At 74.9% G+C, this 1,757-nt stretch carries 1 protein-coding gene; it reads right to left on the reverse strand.

The annotated features are described in order from the left end of the window. The coding region (locus tag AB0I21_RS57450; protein WP_360574524.1) for a beta-ketoacyl synthase N-terminal-like domain-containing protein at window positions 1–1,757 on the reverse strand (1,757 nt) is incomplete at both ends.

Here is a 1,757-nt window from a genome sequence, read left to right on the forward strand (position 1 = left end):
GCGACGCCGGCGGCGGCCTGGGTGTGGCCGAGGTTCGACTTCACCGACCCGAGCCACAGCGGGGTCTGCCGGTCCTGGCCGTAGGTGGCGAGGAGCGCCTGGGCTTCGATCGGGTCGCCGAGGCTCGTGCCGGTGCCGTGCGCCTCCACCACGTCCACATCGGACGGGTCCAGGTCCGCGGCGGCCAGGGCGGCCCGGATCACCCGCTGCTGCGACGGGCCGTTCGGGGCCGTCAGACCGTTGGACGCGCCGTCCTGGTTGACCGCACTGCCGCGAACGACGGCCAGGATCGGGTGGCCGTTGGCGACCGCATCGGAGAGCCGCTCGACCAGCAGGAGGCCGACGCCCTCACCCCAGCCGGTGCCGTCCGCATCGTCGGAGAACGCCTTGCAACGCCCGTCCGGGGCGAGGCCCCGCTGACGGGAGAACTCGACGAAGGCGCCCGGCGTCGACATGACCGTGACGCCGCCGGCCAGGGCGAGGCCGCACTCGCCGCGCCGCAACGCCTGCGCGGCGAGGTGCAGCGCGACGAGCGACGCGGAGCAGGCGGTGTCGACGGTGACCGCCGGTCCTTCGAGTCCGAACGTGTAGGAGAGCCGCCCGGAAACGACGCTGGCGGCGTTGCCGGTGCCGAGGTAGCCCTCGACGTTCTCCTCGGCGGCGGCGAGCATCGTCGGGTAGTCCTGACCGTTGGTGCCGACGAACACGCCGGTGGCGGTCCCGCGCAGCGAGGCCGGGTCGATCCCGGCGCGTTCGAACAGCTCCCACGACGACTCCAGCAGCAGCCGCTGCTGCGGATCCATCGCCAGGGCCTCACGCGGGGAGATGCCGAAGAACCCGGCGTCGAACCCGGCGACGTCCGGCAGGAAAGCGCCGACCCGCGCGTACGAGGTGCCGGACCGGTCGGGGTCCGGGTCGAAGAGGGAGTCGAGATCCCAGCCGCGGTCGGCGGGGAACTCGCGGACCCCGTCGCGCCCCTCGGCGAGCAGCTCCCACAGCGCTTCCGGGGTCGCCGCGCCCGGGAACCGGCCGGCGATCGCCACGATCGCGACCGGCTCGTCGGCCGGGACCGCCGCCCGGACGGTGTCCGTGGCCCGGGCTCCGGTGATCTGGGCCAGCAGCAGCCCGGCGAGGGATTCCGGCGTCGGGTGGTCGAAGACGACGGTGGTCGGCAGGGTGACACCGGTGGCGGCGGTCAGCGCGTTGCGGAACTCGACGGCGGTCAGCGAGTCGAGGCCGAGGTCGCGGAACGCCCGGTCGCGGTGGATCGCGGCGGCGTCGGCGTGGCCGAGGACGGTGGCGGCGTGGCCGCGGACCAGGTCGAGGAGGTGCCCGGCGAGCTCACCGTCGGGCACGTCCGCGAAGTGCCGCTCCGACGCGGGTGCCTTGACCGGGGCGAGGCCGTCGATGAGCGGCGCGGGCCGGCTCGCGGTGAATGCGGGCCCGAACGTGTCCCAGTCGATGTCGGCGACGACGAGCGTGGCGTCGGCTCCGGTACGGGCGAGCGCGGTGACGGCGGTGGCGGGGTGCATCGGACGTACGCCGCCGCGGCGGTGCCGATCCACGAGATCCCCCGCCATGCCATCGCCGGCCCACGGCCCCCACGCGATGGAGACGCCCGGGAGCCCGGCGGCGCGGCGCTCCGCGGCGATCGCGTCGAGAGCGGCGTTCGCGGCGGCGTAGTTGCCCTGACCCGCCGACCCGACCGACCCCGCGAACGACGAGAACAACACGAACGCATCCAGCGGCAGACCCCG

The sequence above is a fragment of the Dactylosporangium sp. NPDC050588 genome, from assembly GCF_040654975.1.
Lineage (GTDB): Bacteria > Actinomycetota > Actinomycetes > Mycobacteriales > Micromonosporaceae > Dactylosporangium > Dactylosporangium maewongense.